Below are 17,712 nucleotides of genomic sequence, written 5' to 3' on the forward strand. Positions count from 1 at the left end.
GTAAGGCCGACGGCGGCCAGGTCGACGCCTAAAGCCCGCATGGGTCCCTCACGCTGCACGGTAGTGCAGCGTTCCCGGGATGGTGCCGTGTTTGCCGAGGTCATCGCCGCGGGCAAACCGTGCCCAGAGCGCCCGCAGTTCGCGTCCGGCCGCGCTAACCTCTTCCCAGTCGGCGCCGGCAATCAGGCCCACGCCGTCCCACGTGTTCCGGTTGCCGAAAAGCAGCGGGAGGTCAACAGTGTGGGCAGCGCCAAAGATGTTTCCCGGGGCGTGCCAGCCCAGGACGTAGCGGTGGGCCTTCCCTCCAGCCCGGGCGTGGCGCCGCGCGAACCTCCGTGCCGCCCGTCCATAGACGGTTTCGGTGACCACCCAGTCAATGGCGCGGACGGCCGCGGGCCCCACCAGCGGGACGCGCGCCAGCCGGCTGAGGTTTGGGCTGCGGGGCAGGAATAGCCGCGCTTCCTCGGACGTATGCCCGATCAGCACCTCGATGCCGGACGCGGTGCGGTTCCAGGCGGCTTCAATATCGGGTTCCTCCGGCAGCGGTGCATGGCCATACTGGGTTCCGAACGGCATGGCGGCCAGCATGCCGAATTTCCGGGCTACCTGGGCCACGTGGTCTTCTCGTTCGACGACGTCCATGGCGGGGGTATCCTCGTCCACAGCCTCGGCAACGATGCCCATGGCATGGTTCATTTTTGCCCTGCCGCGTGAGATTCCCAGCGGGGCGCTTTGGATGATGGCCCGCTGGAAGAGGGACGGTGCTTCGGCTGTGGCCATGAGGTGCGCGATCGCGTCACCTCCGGCGGACTGTCCGAAGGCGGTCACCCGGCCGGGGTCGCCGCCGAATGCGGCAATGTTCCGCTGGACCCAGCGGAATGCCTCGAGCTGGTCCAGGAGGCCCAGGTTCCCCGGCCGGCCGGTGCGGGTCCCAAGGAAGCCGAACAGCCCCAGGCGGTACGTCACTGAGACCACCACCACCCGGTTCTCGGACACCAGCGCCGCGGGGTCGAAGATGGCGAGGTCGCCCGAACCGGTGGTGTAGGAGCCGCCGTGGATCCAGACCATCACGGGGAGCTGCTCGCCGGGGGCCAAGCCGGCGGGCATGGTGATGGAGAGGTTCTGGCAGTCCTCGCTCCCCGGCAGTTCCCCGTAGCGGGTGCCCAGGACGTCATCGAGGAACGGCACCGGCCCCTGCGGGCAGGCGGGCGCGGGGGAGGTGGCGGCAAACGGGTCGGTCCAGCCAGGCGCGGGGGCGGGAGGCTGGAACCGTCCGGCGGTGGCGTAAGGGATCCCGGTTGCGCGGACGACGTCCCCGTCCCGCCAGCCGGTGACGGGCCCGCACGGCGGGTTGAAGACTGGCGCTGAGCTCACCAATTCACCTTAAACCACAACGCGGGGTCACTTCCGGCCCAATTCTGGCGAAGAATTGGGCGCGGAGTGACCCCGCGTTGCTTTAGGACATCAGTGCGCGGTGGGCACGTAACGCTTGATGGACGCTTCCAGCTCGGCCTCGGCGGCAGCGCGGTCGCCCCAGCCCTCGGCCTTGACCCACTTGCCCGGCTCCAGGTCCTTGTAGCGGGTGAAGAAGTGCTCGATCTCCTTGATCAGGAAGTCGTTGACGTCGCTGACCTCCTGGATGTGGTCGAAGCGGGCGTCCACCGGCACGCAGAGGATCTTCGCGTCTCCGCCGCCGTCGTCCGTCATGTTGAAGACGCCGATGGGGCGGGACTCGACGATGACGCCCGGGTGCAGGTCGAAGTCCTGCAGCAGCACCAGCGCATCCAACGGGTCGCCATCCTCGCCGAGGGTGTTCTCGAAGTATCCGTAGTGCGTGGGGTACTGCATGGAGGTGAAGAGGACGCGGTCCAGGCGGACGCGGCCGGTCTCGTGGTCAACTTCGTACTTGACGCGTGATCCCTTGGGGATCTCGATGGTCACGTCATGCTTCATGGAATGCTCCTCGGCAATTGCAGGGGGTTCGCGGCACTTCTGACGGGCAACAAAAAGCACTGTCGGTGCCGCCGACTATTATTGAGGATATAGCGAGAGGCCCTGGAATCAGGAACTTGTGGGGAAATTTCAGGACTTGAGGACCGGCACCGGCATGACCAAAACAATAGGCACGGACCAGCAGCACGGCCGTGTCCGGCAGGCAGCGCTGGGGGCCATCACCGGGCTGCGGCGCGCCTGGCCCCTGGTCCTGCTGTCGGCGCTCCTGGTTGCCCTTGCCGTCCCGGCGGCCCTGCTGGTGGCTCCCGGCTTCCTGGGTCCCGAGGCCCCTGCCCCCGCCCCTGCTGCGCCCGGGTGGCAGCAGGCGCCCGCCACGCTCTCGGCCCGGCAGGGCCTGCCCACCCTCGATGCTTCGGCTGCCGTCCCGGCCCAGCCGGCAGTCACGGCGCGGCTGGATCCGCTGTTAAAGGCCGACGGCGGCGGAACGTTTACAGCGCTGGTCCAGGATGCGTTGACCGGCCAGGTCCTGTTTGACCGCGGTGGATCGGAAGGCCGCGTTCCGGCGTCCAACATGAAACTGCTCACTGCGGTCGCCGCCCTGCGGTCCCTGGGGCCCGGGCACCGCTTCAGCACAACAGTTGTTGCCGGCGCGGCGCCTGGACAGGTGGTGCTGGTGGGCGGCGGCGACGTTCTCGTGGGGCCGGGCGAGTCGAACCCCGAACGGACGATCGGCCACGCCGGCCTGGCAACCCTGGCTGCCGGCACGGTGGAGGCGCTGAAGGCGGACGGCGCGTCCGGGGAGCTCAAGGTCCTGGTGGACGACTCCCTTTTCTCCGGACCCGCGCTGAACCCTGCCTGGGACAGCGGGGATGTGGCGGCCGGCGAGGTGGCGCCCTTGTTCCCCCTGGCCCTGAACTCAGCCCGTTACGATCCCGCCGTCACCACCGGTCCGCGCCCGCAGGACTCCGCCATGACTGCAGCCGAGGAGTTTGCCGCCCGGCTGCGAACGGCAGGCGCCGACGCGGGACTCACTGTGGCAGCCGGCGTCGAACGCTCACCCCAGCCGGCGGGAGCAGGCGCGGCGGCAGCACGCACGGCGGCAACGGCCGCTCCCGGGGAGGGCTCCAGTGAACCGCGCGTGCTGGCGGAAGTGCAGTCCGCCACCGTGGCCGAGCAGGTGGAAGTGATGCTGCAGGACTCGGACAACTACCTGGCGGAAGCATTGGGCCGGCTCACGGCACTGGCGGACGGCCTGCCCGGCAGCAACGACGGTGCCACGGCAGCAGTCCGGGCGCAGCTCTCTGCAGCCGGCCTCGCCACGGATGCCATGAAACTGGTGGACGTCTGTGGACTGGCCATGGGTAACCAGGTCTCGGCCCGGCAGTTTGCCGAGGTGGTGCGGGCCATTACGTCGGGCACGGACACCAGGCTGCGGGCGGCGCTGGACGGATTCCCGGTGGCCGGCCTCACCGGAACGCTCGACACGCGCTACGGCGGTGACGCCACCGCCGGCGGTGCTGGCCTGGTGCGGGCCAAGACCGGCACGCTGAACACGGTGCTCGCACTGAGCGGCTATGTGGTTGACGCCGATGGCAGGCTCCTGGTCTTTTCCTTCATCGGCAACGGGCTGACGCCCGGGGCTGCGGGGAACAAAGAGGCGCTGGACCGCGCGGCCACCGCACTCGCAGGCTGCGGCTGCCGTTGAAGTACCAAGTGCGGCGGGCCGAAAAAAACAAGTAGGGGCTACCCGTGACGCTGGACTGCGGCGCATCCTACACTCGACCTCACATTGGGGCAGGGCAGCGAACCGCCGCCCCGGGCTGTCAAGGGGGTGGGGCAGGTGTCGGTATCCCGTCGAACCACGTGGCAGCCCCCGCCTGTGCCTGCCAGATCACGCCACGGACCACCCTGTCCTGGATGCTGCAATTTGGCGGATCGCCGCGTTCTGGTGCGGGCAGTCACCCGGATCGCCCCCGGCCCGACGCTGTTTGCGACGCGCTGCCTCCCGGTGAGCTCCGCAACGGAGCGCCAAGGCAGCTTCTGACAGTAGTAAAGCCTGACAAACAAAGGGCACCATCATGTCCCACTCATTTAAACGATTCTCAATGCTCGGTTCCGCCGTCACGCTGCTTCTGGGGATGGAGGCCATAGTGTCGTGCGCAGACCCCAAGGCCGGACGGGCGACGCCCAATTCCACCGGCACTTCGGCGCCGGTTTCGCCTTCCGGCGCGCCGCAGGGGCCGCCCACGCTGGCGCCCGCAGCCGTGCCGCCGGCGCCGGAGCTGTGCGGGCCAGGGTCTGCCATCAAGTTCGACAAGGCCGCCTTTCCGGAGTCTCCCGTCATTGATAACAAGTGGTTTCCGCTGAAACCCGGCATGAAGTACACCACCACCGGCACGGTCGAAAGTGAAGATGGAACAACTGAGCGGATTGTCACGCACACCGTAACCGGCCTGACCAAGGTCATTGACGGCGTGAAAACCCAGGTGTTGTGGGACCGTGATTACCAGGACGGGACGCTGGTGGAATCGGAACTTGCCTTCTTCGCGCAGGACAACGCCGGAACGGTTTGGCTGTTCGGCGAGTATCCCGAGGAGTTTGAAGAGGACAAGTTCATCGGGGCGCCCAATACGTTCATCCACGGCATCTCCGGTAGCCAGGCCGGAATTGCGATGCAGGCTGCGCCCCGGACCCGTACGCCGGCATATGTCCAGGCTCACGCCGCTTCCGTGGGTTTCCTCGATTGCGGGAGTGTTTTCGAAGAAGACATCGCGCTTTGCGTGCCCACAGGCTGCTACGGAGACGTGTTGGTGATCGATGAGCACAATCCGCTGGAACCGCATATCGGCCACCAGCGCAAGTACTATTCAGCAGGAACCGGGCTGGTTAAAGTGACGGCTGAGAGCGGGGTAAACCAGGAAACCCTGGACCTCGACAAAATTGAAAACCTCACGGACGGCCAACTGGCGGACATCAACAAGCAGGCGCTCGAGCTCGACCGGCACGGCTATGAAGTCAGTAAGGAGGTCTACGCCCAAACTGCCCAGGCCGAGATCACCACGAAGACTTCGGGAGGCCGGAAATAGGAGCGGCCGGCCCGGATGCCTCCGAGGGGTTCGCCGGTCAGCGAACTTAAGGACTATCCACAGCATGCTGTGTTCTGATGGGAACCATGGAGCCCACTGCACGCGAGTCGTCAGCCCAGACGTTGTCCGCCACGGCACAGTCCCTGATCAACTGGGACCTCGCCGCCTCCACCGCCGCACGCCTGGCCCCGGCCGGGCCCGTGCTCAGCGAGGCCGCCATGGGTGAGGCCGTGGACAGCCTGCGCCGCTTGGCGGATGTGTCCGTTGAACACGTCCACCAGATCACCGGGCTGGAGGCGGCGCGCGACCTCCGGGACTCCTCCGTGCTGGTGGTGGACCGGGCGTCATGGGCCAAAGCCAACACCCAGAGCTTCGCCGTGATGCTCAAGCCCGCCATGGAGAAGATGCTGGAAAACCGGCGCGGCACGCTGAGCCCCGGCGCCGCCAGCGTCAGCGGGGCCATCACCGGAAGCCAGCTCGGCGCCGTCCTGGCATTCCTGGCCAGCAAGGTCCTGGGACAGTACGATCCCTTCGCCGCGCTCGCGGAGGGGTCCACCGCCCCTCCCGGCGGAAGGCTCCTCCTTGTTGCCCCCAACATCGTGGCCGTGGAGCGCGAACTCAACGTCGCCCCTGAGGATTTCCGCCTCTGGGTGTGCCTGCACGAGCAGACCCACCGCGTGCAGTTTGCCGCGGCCCCCTGGCTGCGGCGCCACATGCTGGAGCAGATCGACGAACTCAGCGTGCACCTGCTTGGCAACGTCGACTCCCTGATGGAGCGGGCCACCGCCGCCGCACGCTCGCTGAAGGACCGCACCGCCTCCGGCAACACCCCCGGCCGCGGTGCCATCCTGGACCTACTCCAGGACCCGGAGGAAAAGGCGGCCATCTCGCACCTCACCGCCGTGATGAGCCTGCTCGAAGGCCACGCGAACGTGGTGATGGATGCCGTGGACGCGAGCATCATCCCGTCCGTGAAGACCATCCGGCAGCGGTTCAACGACCGCGGCAAGGACCGCGGCGTGATCGAAAAGTTCATCCGCAGCCTCCTTGGCCTGGACGCCAAAATGCGCCAATACTCGGACGGCGCCAGGTTTGTGCGTGCGGTGGTGGACGTGGCCGGCATGGAAGGCTTCAACAAGGTGTGGGAGTCCGCAGACCACCTGCCCACCGAACCGGAGATCCACGACGCCAAGCTGTGGCTTGAGCGGATGGGACTCTGATTGCCGGGCACTGATTTGCCCGGACGTCCAAGCGGACGACGACGGCCCGGAAGGCTGGCGCCCGTCGTCGGCAAAGCGCGGAAAGCGGTCCAGGACGCCTTGGCGCAGGCGGGTTACCCGCGGCATGTCCTGGTAGCCTGCAGCGGCGGACCCGACTCCCTGGCGCTGGCCGCCGTCGCCGCCTACTTTGCCCGGCGCGGGCACGTGGACGGCCACCCGGTCACGGTGGGAGCGGTGGTGGTGGACCACCAGCTGCAGGAAGGGTCCGCCGGCGTGGCCGCGGAAACCGCGCGGGCACTGCGGGACCTGGGGCTTGCCCCCGTGGAGATCCGTGCCGTGAGCGTGGCAACGGCCGGCATGGGTCCTGAGGCAGCGGCCCGGGAAGCCAGGCACCAAGCGCTCGAAGCCGCCGCCGCCGGTCAGGGCGCCGGAGCCATCCTGCTGGGCCACACCCTGGACGACCAGGCTGAACAGGTGCTCCTTGGCCTTGCCCGCGGCTCCGGCACACGCTCCCTTGCCGGCATGAGGCCGGAGCGGGGCCTCCTGCTGAGGCCGTTCCTGGGGCTCCGGCGGGCGGATACGGAAGAGATCTGCGAGGTGGAGCAGCTGCAGCCCTGGCATGATCCCACCAATTCGGACCCGGCCTTCGCGCGTTCCCGTACCCGGGTGGAGGTGCTCCCGCACCTGGAAGAAAAACTGGGCCCGGGCGTGGCCGAATCCCTTGCCCGGACCGCTTCAATCCTCCAGCTGGACGCCGACTACCTTGAAGACGTGGCGGAAACCACGTTCGCAGCGCTCGTTGAACGGAACGGCGCCGAAGTGAGCCTCCCGGAGGAGGCGTTGCGCGCCCTGGCCCCGGCCATCAGGTACCGCGTCATCGCCAAGGCGGCGGCCGACGTCGGCGGGCAGCAGCCCGGCTACCAGCGCCTTTTGGCGGCGGAGGCGCTGCTGAGGCGAAAGGGCTCCGCCGGACCGGTTGAGCTGCCCGGCGGGGTGGGCGCCTACCGCCTGTCCCTGGCACAGCTGGAAGCGGCCGGAGCCGTTGACGGGCCGGCTGCATCCGATAACCCCGTTCCCCGCGAAGCGGCCCGCTGTGGGAAGCTAGTATTCCGGCCTCAAAAACCGCCCGCAAAATAGTCGCACCCCGCATCTACACAGGAGCCATTGGTGGATTCAAACGACGTCCAGGCAGACCTCAAGCACGTTCTCTACACCAAGGAACAGATCCAGCAGCGCATCACGGAGCTGGCTGAGCAGATCGACAAGGACTATGAGGGCCGCGAAATCCTCATCGTGGGCGTGCTCAAGGGTGCGGTGATGGTCATGGCGGACCTGGCCCGGGCACTGCACAGCCACATCTCCATGGACTGGATGGCTGTGTCCTCCTACGGCTCGGGCACCCAGTCCTCCGGGGTGGTCCGGATCCTGAAGGACCTGGACACGGACCTGATGGGCAAGGACGTGCTGATCGTCGAGGACATCATCGATTCCGGCCTCACCCTGTCCTGGCTCAAGACCAACCTGGAATCCCGCGGCACCGCGTCCGTGGAGATCTGCACCGCCTTCCGCAAGCCCACGGCCGCCAAGGTCGAGATCGACGTCAAGTACGTCGGCTACGACATCCCCAACGAGTTCGTGGTGGGCTACGGCCTGGACTACGCGGAGAAGTACCGCAACCTGGACTTCGTGGGTACCCTGGCCCCGCACGTCTACGAGTAGGCCGCCCAGCCCGAACCCGTCGCCTGCGCCGCCGCCGGCCTTGACCTACAAAACCCCGCCCCTTGGAACAGGTCCTCCGCTGTCCTGGCGCCGCTACGCCCACAGGGAACTTTTGCCGTCCATCATGCGTGATCTACTCCGGACGGTGTATAGCTAGAAGCTGACGCAGCACCATCACGCGCGCAGACTACTCGCCGTGCAGCACTACCAGAAGGGACGGGGCCTGCCCCCGAACAGATGAAAGCTAAGAACTTCTTCAAAGGCCCGGGCATCTGGATCGTCGTTGTGGTCGGTCTGCTCCTGGTGGCCTTTGCAACGCTAGCCCCCGGCGGTGCCGCACGGATCGACACCGACAAGGGCCTGGAACTGCTCTCCGGAAACCAAGTGGAGCAGGCCAAGATCTTCGACGGCGAAAACCGCGTGGACCTGACTTTGAAGGACAACCTGCAGCTTGACGGGCAGGACAAGGGCAAGAGCGTCCAGTTCTTCTTCGTGGACGCCCGTGCGCTGGACGTGGTCAAGGCGGTAACGGACGCCAAGCCTGCCCAGGGCTACACGGACCAGCCCATCGAGAGCAACTGGTTCTCCGGCCTGCTCTCCCTCCTGATTCCCGTCATCCTCCTGGGCGCCCTGTTCTGGTTCCTCATGACCCGCATGCAGGGCGGCGGCTCCAAGATCATGCAGTTCGGCAAGTCCAAGGCCAAGATGGTCAGCAAGGACATGCCGCAGGTGACGTTCGCCGACGTCGCAGGATCCGACGAGGCAGTTGAGGAACTCCAGGAAATCAAGGAATTCCTGCAGGAGCCCGCCAAGTTCCAGGCCGTTGGCGCCAAGATTCCCAAGGGCGTGCTGCTGTACGGCCCTCCCGGTACCGGCAAGACCCTCCTGGCTCGCGCAGTCGCGGGTGAGGCCGGCGTCCCCTTCTTCTCCATCTCCGGCTCCGACTTCGTGGAAATGTTCGTCGGCGTAGGCGCCTCCCGCGTCCGCGACCTCTTCGAGCAGGCCAAAGCCAACTCCCCGGCCATCATCTTCGTTGACGAGATCGACGCCGTGGGCCGTCACCGTGGCGCCGGCATCGGCGGCGGCAACGACGAACGCGAGCAGACCCTCAACCAGCTGCTGGTGGAGATGGACGGCTTCGACGTCAAGACCAACGTCATCCTCATCGCCGCCACCAACCGGCCCGACGTGCTGGACCCCGCACTGCTGCGCCCGGGACGCTTCGACCGCCAGATCGGCGTGGACGCACCGGACATGATCGGCCGCGACCAGATCCTGCAGGTACATGCCAAAGGCAAGCCGATGGCACCGGGAGTGGACCTCAAGGCCGTGGCGAAAAAGACTCCCGGCTACACCGGCGCGGACCTCGCCAACGTCCTGAACGAAGCCGCCCTCCTCACCGCCCGCTCCAACGCGAACCTCATCGACGACCGCGCGCTGGATGAAGCCATTGACCGCGTCATGGCCGGACCGCAGAAGCGCAGCCGCGTCATGAAGGAGCACGAACGGAAGATCACCGCCTACCACGAAGGCGGGCACGCCCTCGTCGCAGCCGCACTGCGGAACTCCGCCCCGGTCACCAAGATCACCATCCTTCCCCGTGGCCGCGCCCTGGGCTACACCATGGTGGTGCCGGACAACGACAAGTACTCCGTGACCCGCAACGAACTGCTTGACCAGATGGCCTACGCCATGGGCGGCCGCGTGGCCGAGGAGATCGTGTTCCACGACCCGTCCACCGGAGCTTCCAACGACATCGAGAAAGCCACCGGCACCGCCCGCAAGATGGTCACCGAATACGGCATGAGCGAGCGGGTTGGCGCTGTCCGGCTTGGCCAGGGCGGCGGCGAGCCGTTCCTGGGCCGCGACGCCGGGCACGAGCGCAACTACTCGGACCAGATCGCCTACGTGGTGGACGAGGAAGTGCGCCGCCTCATAGACCAGGCCCATGACGAGGCCTACGCCATCCTTACCGAGAACCGGGACGTCCTGGACCGGCTGGCCCTGGAACTGCTGGAACGCGAAACGCTGAACCAGGCCGAGATCGCCGACATCTTCAGGGACATCCGCAAGCGCGACTTCCGCGAGGTGTGGCTGTCCAAGGAGAGCCGCCCGGTCCAGATGGCGGGCCCCGTGGAGTCCCGCCAGGAAAGGGCGGAGCGGGAGGCCCAGGAAGAGGCCAAGAAGGCGCGCCTGGATGAGCCGTTGGACGCGCAGCCGCCGCACCCGCAGGGTGTCCCCGAGGACGCCCCGTTCCAGGGCGGGGTAACGGACGCGGGGCCCGACGCCCTTCGCGGCTAAGCTTTCTTACGTGACCCACTTCGACGACGACGACGTTTCCGCCTCCGCCGGCTACCCGGCGGAGGGCGGCGCCCACCACTCAAAGCACCACAAAGTGGACCGGCCCCGGATCGAGGCAGCCGTCCGTGAGATCCTCCTGGCTATCGGAGAGGATCCGGACCGCGGCGGCCTCATAGACACCCCCAAACGGGTGGCCAAGGCCTACGCCGAGGTGTTCGCCGGGCTGCACCACGATCCCGCGGACGTTTTGTCCACCACCTTTGACCTGGACCATGAGGAACTGGTCCTGGTCAAGGACATCCCCTTCTATTCCACGTGCGAGCATCACCTGGTGCCGTTCCACGGCGTGGCCCACGTGGGCTACATCCCGTCCCATGAAGGCAAGGTGACAGGGCTCAGCAAGCTCGCCCGGCTCGTGGACATCTACGCCCGCCGCCCGCAGGTGCAGGAGCGCCTCACCACTGAGATCGTGGAAGCGATGGTCCGCCACCTCAAGCCGCGTGGCGCCATCGTAGTCGTTGAATGCGAACACATGTGCATGTCAATGCGCGGTATCCGCAAGCCCGGAGCGAAGACCGTCACCAGTGCGGTCCGCGGGCAGCTTCATGACCCGGCCACCCGTGCCGAAGCCATGAGCCTCATCCTCGGAAGGTAATCAACAGACCATGGATTCACTAGCTGCAGCGCCGGGAACCGGCCCCGCAACCTCGCCACTGCCCGTCCTGCGCAAGCCGCGCCCGGCAGCCCGGTTCGAAGACCTGCCCACCGGGCGCACCCTGGTGATGGGCATCCTGAACGTCACCCCGGATTCCTTCAGCGACGGCGGCAACCACCCCACGGCGGACACCGCCATCGCGGCGGGGCTCCGGATGTTCTACGCGGGAGCGGACATCATTGACGTCGGGGGCGAATCCACCCGCCCCGGCGCCGAGGACGTCAGCCCGGAGGAAGAACAGCGGCGCGTGGTTCCCGTCATCGAGGCGCTGGTGAAGGCCGGCGCCCTGGTCAGCATCGACACCACCCATGCCGCCACCGCCGCTGCCGCCCTTAAGGCCGGCGCCGCCATCATCAACGACGTCTCCGGGCTCACCATGGAACCGGAAATGGCCGAACTCGCGGCCTCCTCCAAAGCGCCTTACATCCTTACGCACCGCCGCGGCGACGCCCGCACCATGAACTCGCTGGCCGAATACAAGAACGTGGCGGCGGACGTGGCAGCAGAGCTCGCCGGAGTTCGCGACAAGCTGTACGCCGCAGGCGTCAGCCAGGAACAGATCATCATCGATCCGGGCTTGGGCTTTGCAAAGAACGACGCCCAGAACTGGGAGCTCCTGCAGAACCTGGACCAGTTGGAAAGCCTGGGACACCGGATCCTCGTCGGGGCTTCCCGCAAGCGGTTCCTGGGCACACTGCTCACCGTGGCCGGCAAGTCCGCGGCCCCGGAGGAACGTGACGGGGCCACCGCCGCCATCACTGCCATCAGCGCCTACCGCGGCGCCTGGGCCGTCCGCGTGCACGACGTCGGCCCCAGCCTTGACGCCGTCAAGGTCGCCGCGCGTATGGCCGCACCCCGCGCTGACAGCTAAGCGCACCCATGGACAGGATTACGCTGAGCGGCGTGACCGCCGTCGGCCATCACGGCGTGTTTGATTTTGAGCGCCGTGAGGGCCAGCCTTTTGTTGTGGACGCAGTGTTGTACCTGGACTTCGCCAAGGCGGCCGAGTCGGACGACGTCCGGGACACCGCGCACTACGGCGAGGTGGCGCAGCGTATTACCGAGTGGATCGCCGGCGAGCCGCTGAACCTGATCGAGGCGCTGGCAGTGCGGATCGCGGAGGGCCTGCTGGCTGGATTCCAGCTTCAGGCCGTGGACATCACCGTGCACAAACCGCAGGCGCCCATCGAGGTTCCCTTCGGCGATGTGTCCGTCAGTGTCCACCGCGCCAGGCACGGTAAGGCCCGGAACGGCGTGGAGAGGCAAACCCAGGGGGAGGGGCCATGAACAGCGGTTATACCAAGGCGGTCCTTGCGCTCGGCAGCAATTTGGGCGAGCGCAATGACACCCTGTCCGAGGCCGTCGCGGACCTCGTAGACCCGCCGGAAGTACGGCTGCTGGCGGTATCGCCGGTGGTGCAGACGAAGGCCGTAGGCGGACCGGCCGGGCAGCCCGACTTCCTGAACATGGTCATCACGGTTGAAACCAGCCTCACTCCGCGGCAATTGCTGGAACACTGCCAAGCGGTGGAAAACAAGCACCACCGCGTGCGGGAGGTGCGCTGGGGGCCGCGGACGCTCGACGTCGACATCATCACCTACGGCGACGTCCGCAGCGACGACCCCACCCTGACCCTGCCGCATCCCCTCGCGGCCAGCCGGGCATTCGTCCTTTATCCGTGGTCCCTTATTGAACCCGGCGCCGTCCTGGACGGAGAGCGGGTCAGCGCCCTGGCCGCCAAGGCAGGGGACTTCGACGACCTCGCCCCCTTTGACGGCTTCGGGGACTTCAACGGCATGCCCACGGCAGGGGCGGTGGAGGAACGATGAAGCCCATCAACCCGCTGCGCCTACTGCTCATCGGCTTCATCCTGGCCGTGGCGGGCTGGTCCGCCACCGTGGTGACCAGCCGGTACAGCATGTCCACCCCGGTCCTGCCGCCCACGGCACTGGCAACCATGGGCGTGATCGTGGCCATCACACTGATCCTCGGAATCAGGGTCCTTAGGTGGCGCAACAGCATCAGCGCCAACAACGCTAAAAACGGCGGCAAGGGCGGTGCCGCCAGGAAACGGCCGGTGCTGGATCCGCTCCTCGCCGCGCGCACCCTGGTACTTGCCCAGGCCTGCGCCTACGCCGGGACGGTGCTGCTGGGCTGGCATGTGGGCATCTTCCTGGACCAGTTGCGCATCTGGAGCCTGCGCAGCGACCAGGGCATCACCTGGCTCGCGCTTGCCATGGCCGGCGGGGGACTGGTGATGATCGTGGTGGGCCTGCTCGTGGAACGGTTCTGCAGGATCCCGCCGGAGGACGGCGAGACCAAAGGCCTCGACGGGAAGCCCGGCCGTGCCGTTGGCGAGGCGTCCGGGGAAGGCGAGTATGCATACCGGGGCGATTGATCCTCCCGGCATCACCTGGCAGCGGGTGTCCCCCAAATATGTCACCGTGCGGGTGGTGCAGTGGGCCCTGGGAAACCTGGCTGCCGTGCTGGTTCTCTCCCTGCCGCTGGTCCTCGTCCTCGCGGGTGCGTGGGCGTGGCCGCCGCTGTGGGTTGCCGCCACCGTGCCGGCTGCCATGCTGGTGGCGGCCCTCTGGCGGCTGGCGCTCATCCCGCGGCAGGTCCGCGCCATCGGCTATGCGGAGCGGGACGATGACCTCCTGATCCGGACCGGCATCTTCTTCCAGCGCACCATGGCCGTCCCCTACGGCCGGATGCAGTACGTGGACATCGGAGTGGGCCCGGTGGAGCGCGCCCTCGGGCTGTGCACGCTTAAGCTGCACACCGCAGCGCCGGGCACCAACGCCCGGATCCCCGGCCTGCCCGCCGCCGAAGGCGCCCGGCTCCGCGAACAGCTGGCGGCGCGCGGGGAAGCCAGGCTGGCAGGACTGTGACGGCAGAGGGACCCCCGCAGTGGCCCGGCGCCCCGGCCACTGCGCCCGGCAACGGCGCCCTTGAACCGCTGCCGGACACCGCGCCCGACGGCGAATGGCTGCGCGTGCACCCGGCGTCGCCGTTTGTCCGCGGCTGGGTTGCCCTGGCCGCCATCGGCTTCGTCCTCGGCCGTGACGTCTTTGAACGCGCGCTGCAGGGCCGGCCCGTTGTTGACGGGGACTTCGCCGGCCGTGCCCCCTTGCTGCTGGTGGGCGGCGGCGCAGTACTGCTGGCCTCGGTGCTGGGGTTCGTCCTCACCTGGTACTTCACCAAGTACCAGGTGTCGGGCGGCTACGTGCGGGTGAATACCGGCTTCCTGTTCCGGCAGCAGCGCCAGGCAAGGCTGGACCGGGTCCAGGCAATCGACATCGTGCAGCCGCTGCTGGCCAGGATCTTCGGCCTGGCAGAGCTCAAGTTCGAGGTGGCGGACGCCGGAGAGTCAGCGGTGCGGCTCGCCTACCTGAAGATCGACGACGCCCGGCAGCTCCGTGCCACCATCCTGGCCCGGGCCGCCGGTGTCACCACAGGCCCGGACCGCCCCGGTGAGCCCGCACCCGAGGCGCCGGAATATCAGGTACTTGCGGTGCCGCCGTCGCGCCTTGTCGGTTCCCTGCTGCTCAGCGAGCAAAGCTTCTTCGTGGTGCTTGGCGGCATTGTTTCCGTGGTGCTCGCGGCCATCACCGAACACCAGGGGTTCTACTTTTACCTGATTCCGGCCGCCGTGGGCCTCGCGGCAAGCTACTGGGGACTGTTCAACAAGGGCTACAACTTCAGCGCCGCGATCTCGCCGGACGGCATCCGCCTGCGCTACGGCCTGCTGGACACCCAGGCGCAGACATTGCCGCCGGGACGCATCCAGGCGTTGAAAATCACCCAGCCGCCGTTGTGGCGGCCACTCGGCTGGTACCGGATGCAGGTCAACGTGGCCGGTTACGGCATTGTGGAGAGCGCCGGCGAGGGCTCGGCCCGGACCACGTTGCTGCCCGTGGGCAGGCTGGGGGACGTGATGGCCATGCTGGCGCTGGTGCTGCCGGACCCCGGCACCGCGGACCCCGCTGCAGTTTTCGGTGCGGGCCTCACCGGCCTGGATTCAAACGGCGGCTTCGTCACCAGTCCGCGCAAAGCACGCTGGCTTGCCCCCTTGGGCTGGCGGCGGAACGGGTTCACGGCCACGGACACCGCCCTGCTCCTCCGCTCCGGCCGCTGGTGGCGCCAGCTGGTGGTGGTTCCGCATCAGCGCACCCAGTCCATGGCCCTGCACCAGGGTCCGCTGGCGCGCCGGTTCGGCGTGGCAGACCTGGTACTGCACACCACGCCAGGGCCGGTTGCGCCCCGGCTCACCCAGGCCGGCACCGCCCAGGCGCTGGCACTGTTCGACGAACAGTCCGCACGCGCCCGGCTGGCCAGGAAGCGGCAGACTACGGAACAGTGGCTCCGGCAGGTAGTCCCGGATGCCCCGGCGGGGGAGCCCGGGCCGCCGGTGGAGCCGGCCGAAACCAGGACGCCCCAACAACAGGAAGGCGGGCAGCATGGCTAAGCCCGGACGCCTCGGCGTCGGAATCATTGGTGCCGGCAAAGTGGGGGCGGTGCTCGGTGCCGCCCTGCGCGCTGCCGAACACGCCGTCGTCGGGGTCTCAGCTGTATCCGAGGCGAGCCGCGAGCGGGCCGAGGCGCTGCTTCCCGGCGTGCCTGTCCTGGAGGTCCAGGAAATTGTGGAGCGCGCGGAACTGGTGCTCCTGGCCGTGCCGGACGACGCCCTGCCGGGTCTGGTGGAAGGGCTGGCAAAGCTCGGCGCCTGGCAGCCGGGCCAGCTGGTTGCCCACACGTCGGGCCGGTTCGGCGTGGGGGTCCTGCACCCGGTGCGCGCTGCCGGCGCTGTCCCGCTCGCCCTGCACCCGGCCATGACGTTCACGGGGATGAGCCTGGACCTGACCCGGCTGCTGGACTGCACGTTCGGCGTGACGGCAGATGCCGCCATGCTCCCCATCGCCCAGGCGCTGGTGGTGGAGATGGGCGCGGAACCGGTGGCCATCGCCGAGGCGGACCGGACGCTGTACCACGCAGCCCTGGCGCACGGTTCCAACCACCTTGTGACCCTCGTTGCCCAGGCATCAGAGCTGCTGCGGGACGTGGGCGTGGAGCTGCCGGAACGGATGCTCGGCCCGCTGCTGCGGGCAACACTGGAGAACGCCCTGGCGTCGGGCGAATCCGCCCTGACCGGGCCGGTGGCCCGCGGCGACGTGGGAACCGTCGCCGCGCACGCTGCAGCGCTGCGGGAGTTCGACGACGGCGGCCACGGCGATGTGCTCGAGGCCTACCTTGCGATGGCGCGGGCCACGGCCCTGCGCGCCGAAGGGCGGGGGCTGCTGAAAGCCGACCAGCTGGAGGGCCTGCGCCAGGCCCTTGAACCGAAGGAGGACTGAAGATGCCCATTAAGCTCGTCACCACGGTGGCTGGCCTGCATGCTGAGGGTGCCCGGCTCCTGGCCTCCAAACAGGGAACCTCGCAGGGGCTGGTCCCCACGATGGGTGCGCTGCACCAGGGCCATGCCGCCCTGGCGCGTACCGCCGTCGAACAGAATGACGTGGTGGTGGCCACCATCTTCGTCAACCCGCTGCAGTTCGGGGACGCCGCGGACCTGGACCGCTACCCCCGCACCTTGGACGCCGACCTTGCGCTGCTGGAAGCCGAGGGCGTGGACCTGGTTTTTGCGCCGTCGGTGGATGAGGTCTACCCTGGCGGCGAGCCGCTGGTGCGCGTCACCTCCGGCCGGCTCGGGGAGAAATGGGAGGGCACATCCCGGCCGGGGCATTTCGACGGCGCCCTGACCGTGGTGGCCAAGCTGCTTCACTACGGGATGCCTGCCGCAGGGCTCCCTGACCCCGGTGCGACTGGTGCCGGCCTCCCTGCCTACCGTGCCTACTTCGGCCAGAAGGACGCCCAACAGCTGGCGCTGGTCAGGCGCATGGTGGCTGACCTTGATTTCCCGGTGGAGATTGTGGGGGTGCCCACGGTGCGCGCCGTTGACGGACTGGCGCTGTCCAGCCGCAACCGCTTCCTGTCCGATGAAGAACGGGAGGCGGCGCTGGTGCTTTCCAGGGCTCTTCGCCTGCTTGAGGAACGGGCCCATGCCCGGCAGCCGCTGGACCTGGAGTCCGCGCAGGCGATGGTGGAGTCGCAGCCGCTGGTGGCTTTGGACTACTTCGACGTGGTTGACCCTGGCACCCTGGAGCCGCTGGCCGAGAACTGCCGGGAGACCCCGTTCCGGGGGGAGGCCTTGGCGCTCATCGCGGCCAGGGTGGGGCCGGTCCGGCTGATCGACAACGCGCCGCTAAGTTCCTGACCGGGTGCTGCGGCCGGCGCCCGCTGCCCTCGCCGGTGTTGAGGCGGCATTAATGGGGGTGTTGACAGGGGAGCGGAGGCCTGTTGGGCCGGCAACTGATCCGATATGCTCAAATTGTTGCCCCGGACCCTGGCACCGGCCCATCACGGCTATCCAGGAGGACCAGATAAAGTGGGCAAAAGTCTCTCTACCCCTATCCGCGGGCCCGTGGACCGGACCCGGTATCCCACGGCACCTGACGCAAGTCCCATTGCAGCGCAGTCGCTGGACATCATCTCGTCCATCCTCGAGGACCCGTCGCCCGGGCTGGTGGAAATAAAGCTCCGGCTCCGTCAATGCGTGGCCGCTTATCCGCGGCACCCGGAGCTGGCGCTGCTCGCCCATCTGCTGAAGACATCCAGCCTGGTGAATCCGAAGGGCGGCGAAACGCTGCCGTGATTTCGC

The 17,712-nt window shown here is 67.9% G+C and carries 18 protein-coding genes; 16 read left to right on the forward strand and 2 right to left on the reverse strand.

All coding sequences use genetic code 11. The features are described 5' to 3' along the window. Positions 1-48: 48 nt before the first annotated feature. Together C3B78_RS01140 and C3B78_RS01145 are read right to left on the reverse strand one after the other, a co-directional pair. Positions 49-1,377: a carboxylesterase family protein gene (locus C3B78_RS01140; RefSeq protein WP_396136698.1), complete on the reverse strand. Its 1,329-nt coding sequence runs from the start codon at positions 1,375-1,377 to the stop codon at positions 49-51. Positions 1,378-1,464: 87 nt separating this feature from the next. After that, positions 1,465-1,953, reverse strand: a complete 489-nt coding sequence (locus tag C3B78_RS01145; RefSeq protein ID WP_104996439.1) for an inorganic diphosphatase — start codon at positions 1,951-1,953, stop codon at positions 1,465-1,467. A gap of 154 nt (positions 1,954-2,107) precedes the next feature. Here C3B78_RS01145 and dacB point away from each other — a divergent pair, with 154 nt between their 5' ends. The 16 genes from dacB to C3B78_RS01225 all read left to right on the forward strand — a co-directional run bounded on the left by dacB (position 2,108) and on the right by C3B78_RS01225 (position 17,706). Beyond that, positions 2,108-3,658, forward strand: coding sequence for a D-alanyl-D-alanine carboxypeptidase/D-alanyl-D-alanine endopeptidase (gene dacB, locus C3B78_RS01150; RefSeq protein WP_104999567.1), 1,551 nt, complete (start codon positions 2,108-2,110; stop codon positions 3,656-3,658). A 400-nt stretch (positions 3,659-4,058) separates the two neighbouring features. Next, positions 4,059-5,039 carry a hypothetical protein gene (locus C3B78_RS01155; RefSeq protein ID WP_234005482.1) on the forward strand — a complete coding sequence of 327 codons (981 nt, stop codon included), beginning with the start codon at positions 4,059-4,061 and terminating at the stop codon, positions 5,037-5,039. A gap of 86 nt (positions 5,040-5,125) precedes the next feature. Then, the gene (locus tag C3B78_RS01160; RefSeq protein WP_104999569.1) at positions 5,126-6,259 is read left to right on the forward strand and encodes a zinc-dependent metalloprotease; all 1,134 of its coding nucleotides are present in this window, start codon (positions 5,126-5,128) and stop codon (positions 6,257-6,259) included. A gap of 54 nt (positions 6,260-6,313) precedes the next feature. Continuing rightward, the gene (tilS, locus tag C3B78_RS01165) at positions 6,314-7,396 is read left to right on the forward strand and encodes a tRNA lysidine(34) synthetase TilS (protein ID WP_311217095.1); all 1,083 of its coding nucleotides are present in this window, start codon (positions 6,314-6,316) and stop codon (positions 7,394-7,396) included. Positions 7,397-7,426: 30 nt separating this feature from the next. After that, positions 7,427-7,978, forward strand: a complete 552-nt coding sequence (hpt, locus tag C3B78_RS01170) for a hypoxanthine phosphoribosyltransferase (RefSeq protein ID WP_104996440.1) — start codon at positions 7,427-7,429, stop codon at positions 7,976-7,978. Between the two features lie 237 nt (positions 7,979-8,215). Continuing rightward, positions 8,216-10,279 carry an ATP-dependent zinc metalloprotease FtsH gene (ftsH, locus tag C3B78_RS01175; RefSeq protein WP_104996441.1) on the forward strand — a complete coding sequence of 688 codons (2,064 nt, stop codon included), beginning with the start codon at positions 8,216-8,218 and terminating at the stop codon, positions 10,277-10,279. 10 nt (positions 10,280-10,289) lie between these two features. Continuing rightward, a complete protein-coding gene (gene folE, locus C3B78_RS01180) occupies positions 10,290-10,934 on the forward strand; it encodes a GTP cyclohydrolase I FolE (RefSeq protein WP_104996442.1) in 645 nt (214 codons plus the stop codon). Between the two features lie 10 nt (positions 10,935-10,944). Further along, complete coding sequence (gene folP / locus C3B78_RS01185; protein WP_104996443.1) at positions 10,945-11,865, forward strand: dihydropteroate synthase; 921 nt, start codon at positions 10,945-10,947, stop codon at positions 11,863-11,865. A gap of 8 nt (positions 11,866-11,873) precedes the next feature. Further along, positions 11,874-12,281 carry a dihydroneopterin aldolase gene (folB, locus tag C3B78_RS01190; protein WP_104996444.1) on the forward strand — a complete coding sequence of 136 codons (408 nt, stop codon included), beginning with the start codon at positions 11,874-11,876 and terminating at the stop codon, positions 12,279-12,281. Further along, positions 12,278-12,823, forward strand: a complete 546-nt coding sequence (gene folK, locus C3B78_RS01195; protein ID WP_104996445.1) for a 2-amino-4-hydroxy-6-hydroxymethyldihydropteridine diphosphokinase — start codon at positions 12,278-12,280, stop codon at positions 12,821-12,823. Before folB ends, folK begins: the two co-directional genes overlap by 4 nt. Next, positions 12,820-13,392, forward strand: a complete 573-nt coding sequence (locus tag C3B78_RS01200) for a DUF3180 domain-containing protein (RefSeq protein WP_104996446.1) — start codon at positions 12,820-12,822, stop codon at positions 13,390-13,392. Before folK ends, C3B78_RS01200 begins: the two co-directional genes overlap by 4 nt. After that, positions 13,373-13,885: a PH domain-containing protein gene (locus C3B78_RS01205; protein WP_104996447.1), complete on the forward strand. Its 513-nt coding sequence runs from the start codon at positions 13,373-13,375 to the stop codon at positions 13,883-13,885. The genes C3B78_RS01200 and C3B78_RS01205 overlap by 20 nt, the downstream gene beginning before the upstream one ends. After that, on the forward strand, positions 13,882-15,462 hold the full coding sequence (locus C3B78_RS01210) for a PH domain-containing protein (protein WP_104996448.1): 1,581 nt from the start codon (positions 13,882-13,884) through the stop codon (positions 15,460-15,462). The genes C3B78_RS01205 and C3B78_RS01210 overlap by 4 nt, the downstream gene beginning before the upstream one ends. Further along, entirely contained in the window at positions 15,455-16,348 is an 894-nt protein-coding gene (locus tag C3B78_RS01215) for a Rossmann-like and DUF2520 domain-containing protein (RefSeq protein ID WP_104996449.1), read from the forward strand. The genes C3B78_RS01210 and C3B78_RS01215 overlap by 8 nt, the downstream gene beginning before the upstream one ends. Positions 16,349-16,350: 2 nt before the next feature. Further along, positions 16,351-17,268: a pantoate--beta-alanine ligase gene (gene panC / locus C3B78_RS01220; RefSeq protein ID WP_104996450.1), complete on the forward strand. Its 918-nt coding sequence runs from the start codon at positions 16,351-16,353 to the stop codon at positions 17,266-17,268. 171 nt (positions 17,269-17,439) lie between these two features. Then, positions 17,440-17,706: a hypothetical protein gene (locus tag C3B78_RS01225; protein ID WP_158677164.1), complete on the forward strand. Its 267-nt coding sequence runs from the start codon at positions 17,440-17,442 to the stop codon at positions 17,704-17,706. Positions 17,707-17,712 lie beyond the last annotated feature (6 nt).

Source organism: Arthrobacter sp. PGP41, assembly GCF_002953935.1.
Classification (GTDB): domain Bacteria; phylum Actinomycetota; class Actinomycetes; order Actinomycetales; family Micrococcaceae; genus Arthrobacter.